General features: G+C 26.9%; 11 protein-coding genes. All 11 read left to right on the forward strand.

All coding sequences use genetic code 11. From position 1 onward, the window contains the following. The first annotated feature begins 139 nt into the window (after positions 1 to 139). Positions 140 to 703 (forward strand): hypothetical protein, encoded by a 564-nt coding sequence (locus tag V6137_RS19760; RefSeq protein ID WP_425449687.1) that lies wholly within the window; start codon positions 140 to 142, stop codon positions 701 to 703. A gap of 870 nt (positions 704 to 1,573) precedes the next feature. Next, positions 1,574 to 2,173 (forward strand): hypothetical protein, encoded by a 600-nt coding sequence (locus V6137_RS19765; protein ID WP_425449688.1) that lies wholly within the window; start codon positions 1,574 to 1,576, stop codon positions 2,171 to 2,173. Beyond that, positions 2,157 to 3,083 (forward strand): hypothetical protein, encoded by a 927-nt coding sequence (locus V6137_RS19770; protein WP_425449689.1) that lies wholly within the window; start codon positions 2,157 to 2,159, stop codon positions 3,081 to 3,083. The genes V6137_RS19765 and V6137_RS19770 overlap by 17 nt, the downstream gene beginning before the upstream one ends. 23 nt (positions 3,084 to 3,106) lie before the next feature. Further along, positions 3,107 to 3,316, forward strand: coding sequence for a hypothetical protein (locus V6137_RS19775; protein WP_425449690.1), 210 nt, complete (start codon positions 3,107 to 3,109; stop codon positions 3,314 to 3,316). Between the two features lie 30 nt (positions 3,317 to 3,346). Then, the gene (locus V6137_RS19780) at positions 3,347 to 3,850 is read left to right on the forward strand and encodes a hypothetical protein (RefSeq protein ID WP_425449691.1); all 504 of its coding nucleotides are present in this window, start codon (positions 3,347 to 3,349) and stop codon (positions 3,848 to 3,850) included. Between the two features lie 35 nt (positions 3,851 to 3,885). Next, the gene (locus V6137_RS19785; RefSeq protein ID WP_425449692.1) at positions 3,886 to 5,796 is read left to right on the forward strand and encodes a type IV secretory system conjugative DNA transfer family protein; all 1,911 of its coding nucleotides are present in this window, start codon (positions 3,886 to 3,888) and stop codon (positions 5,794 to 5,796) included. A 133-nt stretch (positions 5,797 to 5,929) separates the two neighbouring features. Beyond that, a complete protein-coding gene (locus V6137_RS19790; RefSeq protein ID WP_425449693.1) occupies positions 5,930 to 6,130 on the forward strand; it encodes a hypothetical protein in 201 nt (66 codons plus the stop codon). After that, a complete protein-coding gene (locus tag V6137_RS19795) occupies positions 6,123 to 6,362 on the forward strand; it encodes a hypothetical protein (protein WP_425449694.1) in 240 nt (79 codons plus the stop codon). The genes V6137_RS19790 and V6137_RS19795 overlap by 8 nt, the downstream gene beginning before the upstream one ends. Before the next feature lies 1 nt (position 6,363). After that, on the forward strand, positions 6,364 to 6,510 hold the full coding sequence (locus V6137_RS19800) for a hypothetical protein (protein ID WP_425449695.1): 147 nt from the start codon (positions 6,364 to 6,366) through the stop codon (positions 6,508 to 6,510). Next, positions 6,507 to 6,704, forward strand: a complete 198-nt coding sequence (locus V6137_RS19805; RefSeq protein ID WP_425449696.1) for a hypothetical protein — start codon at positions 6,507 to 6,509, stop codon at positions 6,702 to 6,704. Before V6137_RS19800 ends, V6137_RS19805 begins: the two co-directional genes overlap by 4 nt. A gap of 35 nt (positions 6,705 to 6,739) precedes the next feature. Then, positions 6,740 to 7,904 (forward strand): hypothetical protein (locus V6137_RS19810; RefSeq protein WP_425449697.1); only part of this gene is annotated, 1,165 nt, incomplete at its 3' end.

Raw genomic sequence — 7,904 nt, forward strand, 5'->3', positions numbered from 1 at the left:
AGAAAAATACTATAAAATAATAGATTAATTAAACCTTATAAAGCCCAAATGGGCTTTTTTTAATACCCTTATTTGTTATAAAATAATATAAAATAAATAAAATAAAAGTATAGATAATATAGGAAGGGAGGATGGTGAAATGAGACCTTTAAAATACACAAAAGAAGAAAAAATTAAAGTGCTAAAAGAATATGCTAAGAAATGTAAAGAAGACAATTATTTACATACAGATAAAGAATTAATGGAAACAAAAAAAGGCATGAGAATATTATATTTTATAGATAAAGTATATGAAAGTAAGGAAAAATTTGCTAAAGACTATAATATGTTAGATTTGTATAAACAAAATTGGAAAAAACGAAATAACAGAAAAAAGAAAACAGATAAGGATAAGAAGAAGGAGTTTATAAAAAGATACACAAAGGAAATTGGAAAAAGAAGAGTTTGTTATTATAATTTGGATAATATTAAAATTCCATCTAAATCTTTATTAAATTTATTTTCAGATGAGAATTTGGAAGTAAGAAAAATAAAGAAAGAGTTTTATAATATACTAAAAAAATGTGAAAAATTAAATAGTAGAGAAGAAAGATATGAATATATTAAAATTAAAATGGAAAAAAATAAAAGATTTAAAAATTTTCTCTATAATAATTATAAAAGAGATGTTAGTAATAGAGTTTTAGATGATTATTTTAGATAATAGAGCCTTTATAAATTAAGGTTCTATTTTTTTATACCTTAAATACTTATGTATATATATTATATATACCGTACTAGATTTAATTATAATAAGGATTTTATCAGATTTTTTAACTAAAAATGATTAGTGAAGTATATATTTTTTATGAAAATATAAAACCCTTAAGAGTTAGGAACTTAAGGGGGTAATTAATTCATATATATAAAGTAATTACTTTTAGATATAAATAGTTTAAATAGCATATTAAAATAATCTGGATAAAGTTCCTACTGAAACTAAATACTTTAATGTGGTTTCGAATGTAAGAAATATTTAAATAATATTAAGAAGAAGCAGTAGACTTTCATAAAAAAAGTCTACTTTTTTATTATTTTAGTTATAATTTACGTCTAAATTCTTATAATATAAAAACGTTAAAAGCGGTGAAGTTTGATTTCGTGCTTGAAAGGGACACCTCTCTCCCTTAAACACTGTTTTAATAGCTAGACATATAACACTGTTTTAATAGCAAGACAGCCCACGGGACATACACGCACCTTATTCCCAATAACCCTATCTAAATACCCAAGGAGAATTGGTAATAAAGTGCTACCATTCCAGCCCCCTTTACAAATAAAAAGCAATTTGAAAAGGGAACTGAAATGGACGTATGTCTATCCGTTTGTGAGCTTAACGTAAAAATTTCGCCAAGGCGACCGATGCAAAGCCTCTAATTTTTCCTACTCACAAACCCCGTGGCCTGTCTAGCTATCGGGGGAGAGGTAGTGATTATTCAAGCTACTTCAAACTTCACTCAAAAGATTTAAAAAACCAAGAAGCAAAACCCAAAAATAAAACTAACTCAAAATTAATTCCAAGGAGGTGAAGCCTATGGCAAAAGGAAGAAAAAAATCTACACAGCTAACCTTTATGACTAAGGATCGAAGATTGTTCCAAGCTTTAGCAAAAACAGGTAGAGCTACAGCAGAACAAACAAGTAAATATTACAATACCAAAGAGAAAAGATTAAGAAGACTTATAAAGGAAGGTTATCTAAAGAAAGAGCCAATAATGGTAGATGGTAAAAAAGGTACTTATTGTTATAGATTAACAGACCAAGGCAAAAAGTGGGTAAAAGAAAATTTAGCTACAGTAGATTGTCTCTACAAGCCTACAACTAAAGGAACTCCGCATGATGTTAAATTATTTGAAAAATATTCTAAGTTAAATGAATATGAACAAGACATTGCTTTAACGGAAAATGATGTGGTTAAGAGATGGGGAAAGTTAAAAGGTACAAGTCCCCCAGATCTAGTAGTACCGAAATTCACCACTACATCTGAAAAAACAGGTATAACTAGAACAATGGAAATGAAAGTAATAGAAATAACCACTAAAACTTATACAACTAAAGATATAGAAGCAAAACAAGCATATGTAAAAGAACTTATAGGAAAGGAGGTAAGTGTAGACTATGACAAAGCCAATTAAAATTAAAAAAACACCAAAATTTGATGATATAGATAAAGAAGTATTAGAAAAATATATAGACAAAGAAAACAAGACCATAACATTAACCCTAGATAAAATAAGCCCAATTCAAGATCTTTATATTAAGCTTTTCTACTATAAGTATATAAAGTATATATACCATATTGGTAGGGGTAGAGTGTTTTATCAACAACTAAGTGATTATATGGAAAAGGTACATGGAGAAGCTCCAAGAAGAACAAGAGAGATGGTAAAAGAGATGGAAAAATATAAGCTTATAAATAAAGAAATGTACTGGAATAAATCTATTATCGAATTAACAAGAGCTTCTCAATTAGCCTGTGGAAAGAAAATAAGTTTAAGAAGAGATATTGGAAGTCTTACTAGGAGTACATTTATTATAGAGCATTATAACAAATTCTACCCACAAAAGAGAAAGCCATTTATTTCTCTAGTAAAAGAAAATAAATTTCTACTAGGAGAAGATTGTTTAGAAGAATTTAAAAATCATAATATCTTCTTAGAAAAAGTAAGTAGGAATAACAGAGATGAATATATGCTTACATTTGCCTTATTTGATGTAAATAGCAATATAGACCCTAACAAAATAGTAGAAAAAATAGAACTTATTAACTCAAATATAAATAAAGAGAATGTATTTTTTAGTCTAAATATTTGTTCCTATGATATAGAAAATTATGAGTTTATAAGTCTTAAATGGCTTAAAGAATATAACACTCCATATTTAAGCAAACAGACTAAAGAAGATTTAAAAGATACTATTAAAAAAATAAATGAAGTAGAAATTAAAAGAGAAGAAAAATATATAAATTGTTCTAGTTTTAAGTTTATAAAATTTACTAATTTAAATATAAAAAAGTTTTTTAGCCACAGCAGATCAAAATACTAAAAATGAAAGGAGGATAATTTTATATGAAAGTATTAATAATTATGCTTGTTATATGCACAATAGCCACATATTTTATAAGAAAAAATGCTTATAGCAAATTGTATAATCTTTTAGTTTTATATCTTCCCCTAGAAGAAATGAAAAAAATAAATAAGAAAGCTAGAAGGTTTGATTTAGGCTTTTATTTATCGTTAATCATTACAATTATTTCGGTTTTAATATATATATTATAACTATTAATTTTTAAGGAGGTGAAATGGTTTATGATTAATCAATTTATACAAGAAAAAGAAATAGAAGTAGATAAAAGAATATTATGGGATATTAAAAGGATATTTAAAAATATAGATTTAGAGAATATAAATATAAAAAATAGAGTTGAGACTTTTAATAAGATTGGTGATAAATATGAGCAAATCCAAGAGCATACAGATTTATTAACTAGAAAGGGTAAAGAAGATACATTATATCACAAAGAATTGAATCTATTAAAAGAATTTATAAACTACTTAATAGATTTATATGAGTATCCGTATAGTCTAGATGAGATTTTGAAGAAGAAAGACAATAAAACTGTTTATAAAGTAGATGGACAAGCTTTTATAGATGATGAGATAGAAGGCTTTGAAGAAGTGCAAAAAACTCCAGAAGAAGAAATGGAACAGCCAGAGCAAATTGAAAAAATTCCAACAGAAGATATAAAAGAAGATGTAATAAACAAAGAAGAAATAGAAAATGAAGATATATCTATAAGTGAAGATTTTTAGACTAAATAAATTAAAGGAAAGGAGGATAGAGGAAAATGAATATTAAAGAGTTTATAAAAGATATAGAGAGAGAAGTTAATTGGATTTTATGGTTATTTACTATTATACAAAGTTTGCTTTTAGCAGGGCTCTTTCTTAACAGAAAGAGTCTAATTTTGTTTTTGGGATTTTCAATTTTAAGTATTGTGCTGAACATAATTTTAAAGAACAAAAGAAGATTAATTATAACAATAGTAATTACTATTATATATATACCTGTATATATAAACAGTTTAATTCAGCTAAATATTTTTCTAAAGATAATGATTTATATAATGCTACTTGTATTAGGATTTAGTTATATAAGAGTAAAAGAAATAAAGTTAGAAAGCATTAAAAATATAGTAAAAGTATTACTGGAACTTGAATTTAAGAGTAAGAATAAAAAAGAAAATAAAGGCGATTTACAGGTTGGAATTAACCAAAGCAATAAGAAACCTGTTAATATTCCTTTTAAAGATAGATTTGTTCACAGCCTAGTTTTAGGACCTACTGGAAGTGGTAAAACCAGTCAATCTTTAATTCCTTGGCTTAACCAAGACATTAAAAATAAAGATTTTGGAATTACAGTTATAGAGCCAAAAGGTGATTTAGCAGAAAAAATATATGCTATGGCACAACATTATGGAAGGAAAGCTATATATTTTAATCCAATTTTAGAAGCCTGTCCTACTTTTAATCCATTATACGGGCCAGAGGATGATGTTATAGAAGATATAACTACAACATTTAAAATGTTAAATCCAGATTCTCCTCAGTTCTTCCAAGATATGAATGAACAACTATTAAGAAATGCCTTAAAAATACTTAAAAGATTAAAGGGCAATAATGCTACTTTAATTGATTTGAATAATCTACTTCGAGATAATGGAGGAGCAGGGAAACGTATAATAAATAAATTTGAAGAGTATAACAAAAATAGAGTTAATAACAAAGCTCTTGAAAATGAAAATGAAGAAATTATTAATTATTTTAGACAAGATTACTATAATGAGAAAAGTAAAACCCAAGAGCATACTTCTGGCATAAGATCGCAAGTTGATAAATTAGTTTCTAATAAGTATTTGAGAAAAGTTTTAAATCCTGTAAATGGACAAAGTGATATTAGATTTGATGAACATTTAAATAGATTGCATGAAGATGGTAAAGGAGAACAATTAGTTATATGTATTGCTACAGCTCAAGGAAAATTAAGAGATTTAGGTTCTTTTCTAGGTTATTTTTTAATACTATCTTATCAATCAGCAGTTCTTAGAAGAGAGGGCTTAGAAGATACCCGTATGCCACATACATTAGTTTTAGATGAATCACAGAAGTATGCTAATAAAGGAATGTTAGATCTATTAACCCAAGGTAGAAGTTATCGTGTAGCCACTGTATTAGCAACACAATCTTTAAGCCTGCTTGAAGAGGAAGCTGGAAAAGGATTTTTAGAAAGTGTTAAAACTAACTGTAGAAATGTATTTGTATATCCAGGAATTTCAAGCACTGATGCTAAATATTACAGCGATGAATTTGGCGAAATTATTAAAAGAAGAGTGAGTAAAGGAGTATCCAAGCAAAGATTTGACATTTTACAACAGAATAAACCTAATGCTCCAACGGATAGTAAAACCATAATGGAAGAAGAAAAAGCTAGATTTTCACCATCAGATATTATGTATGGGGAGTTTGGAGAAATAACTATTAAGTATATAAAGAACAATACATTACAAGAGCCAATAGTAGTAAATATAGAGTTTATTCCTCGGGAGCTAAATAAAAAATTAGACAAGATGGTAATAGAGAATAACAAATTAATGGAAAAAGGAATTAATCCTTACAAATATAGAACTAAAAAAGGAAAGCTTAAAAAGCCAATAAATAAAATACTAGAAGATAATCTTAAATTAGATGATGTGATTTAAAAAGTCCTAGCAATAGGACTTTTTTTAATACATAATAAAACAAATTTCATATTATAATTTTCTTTAAAATATCTAAAATATAATATATTACAAATAAAAATAAAATTAGAAAAATGAAAGGAGAGTAGATTTTATGATTAAAACAGAAAAGATTGGACTTTATGAGTTTATAAGAGCTGTTTTAGAAGAGGAAGTAAAAGAAAGATACGGTACATACACAGAAAATTTAAAGTTTGAGTATATAAGAAAAACTGGAAGAAATCTAGGAGTTATAAAAAGTGAGATAAGCGAAGGTAAAGCATTTATTTTCCAAGGAGGTGAAAATCTTGAATAATAAAATAATTAATAAAATAAATGACTTAGATAAATTGAAACAGGAAATTACAGATGGAGATTATAGCAAGCTAAAAGCTTATAAAGAAAAAAGACAAAGATTAGATGATTTACTTAAAGAGCAATATTCCAAACTATCTAAAGATAAACAAAACCAAATGAACTTAATTATGGTCGAAGAAGCCTATCGTATAGTAAATATGTTAGAAAAACAAGGAAAGGAGGAAAAATAATATGTTTGTTTATAAAAATAGCAAGAAGAAGGATTTAAAAGAGATATTAAATCAAATCAAAGAAGACAATTTCAGTAAAGATTATTATATAAATTTAGAAAAGCACGATAAAGACTATATTTTAGCTAAAAAGGAGGTCGAAGTTTGATGAGTATAAGTATAACAATTAATAATTTAGACAGAGAAACACTTAGATATATAAGTAGCAAAGCACTAAAAACGGAGCTTACAGTAAATGAGTATATAAAAGAAATGATAGAAGGAAAAGTAGAAGAGATGAAATATAAAGAAGATAATGCTAAAACAATAAAAGAAATAGCAGACTTCTTAAATAACTTATAAACGAATTCATAAACAAAAAGGAGGTGAAATGGTTTATGAAAAATAAACAATTTAAAAACGTTCTAATTATACTTTTAATATTTCAAATGTTCTTTTCTCCATTATTAAATGTAAAAGCCCATGATGCTGTATATATTCAAATTACTATAGATGAAAGAAATAATAAGTACATGAGTAATTTAAACTCGGATAAACCAGGGTTTATGAAAGAAGGAAATCATCAAGAAGCTCAAACAGGTTATTTTGGTGATTATAGAGCAAAAGAAAAAGAACCATTAGATGTTTTTAATTTAAATTCTAACCTTGGTACTTTTAAAGATATTGAATTAACAGGAGAAAATGCTGAAGAAGTTTCTAAAACAGGAGAAGTAGATGATGGCTTAATTTTTACTTTTCCAGCAAAAGAAGAAAATAAATATATAGTTGCTGGGGCTTATCATGCTGGAGCTCAAGATCAAGAGAGAGCTTTTCAAATATCTAGTACGTTAACTTCAAATTTAAATAGTATGTTAGATATGGTAAATGATGGTAAAAAATATCAAGATACAGATGATTTAGTTAGGTCTTCAATATATATAAGACCTAGTGCTAATACAGGAAATTTTAAAGAAGCTAAATTACCATCAAAACAAGGTAATGTTTATCACATAATGTATGGTACAGATACTACCAAAACGCCTAGTACAATAACAGAAGAATTTCCAGATAGTAATTTTGATAAAAAAGATTTAGAGAAATATAAACCTCATGCTGATGCGGATGGTAATTTATATGCTTATGTATGGAAAGAAGTAGATGGACAAAGTGATCAAATAGATGTAAAGTCAATAACACCATTTATATATGCTATGCCAAAGGGTTATATCCCTATAGATGGAATCAATAATGGAGAGGCTTTAATAGAGAAGGCAGAAGGTACAAATTTTGAATTTGCTGATAGCGGAAATGATACAGCATGGATTACTGTTCATCATTTATCTCTTCAAGCTAACCATTCGAGAATGAATATGGGTATGCATTATGGAAATATTGACACTAAATTTGAAAGTGATACAGGATGGTTTGAAGATAAGATTTATGGGCTTCTTTTCAGTGTATTTTCTGGGATTAGGACATTGTTAGGCTTATATGAAACACAAGAACTTATTTATAATGAAGGAATGAGAGGTACTGATCTTTATAATGATGGAATGATGAGTT

Origin of the sequence: Dethiothermospora halolimnae, assembly GCF_037577855.1 — a bacterium.
GTDB lineage: Bacteria > Bacillota > Clostridia > Tissierellales > VENL01 > Dethiothermospora > Dethiothermospora halolimnae.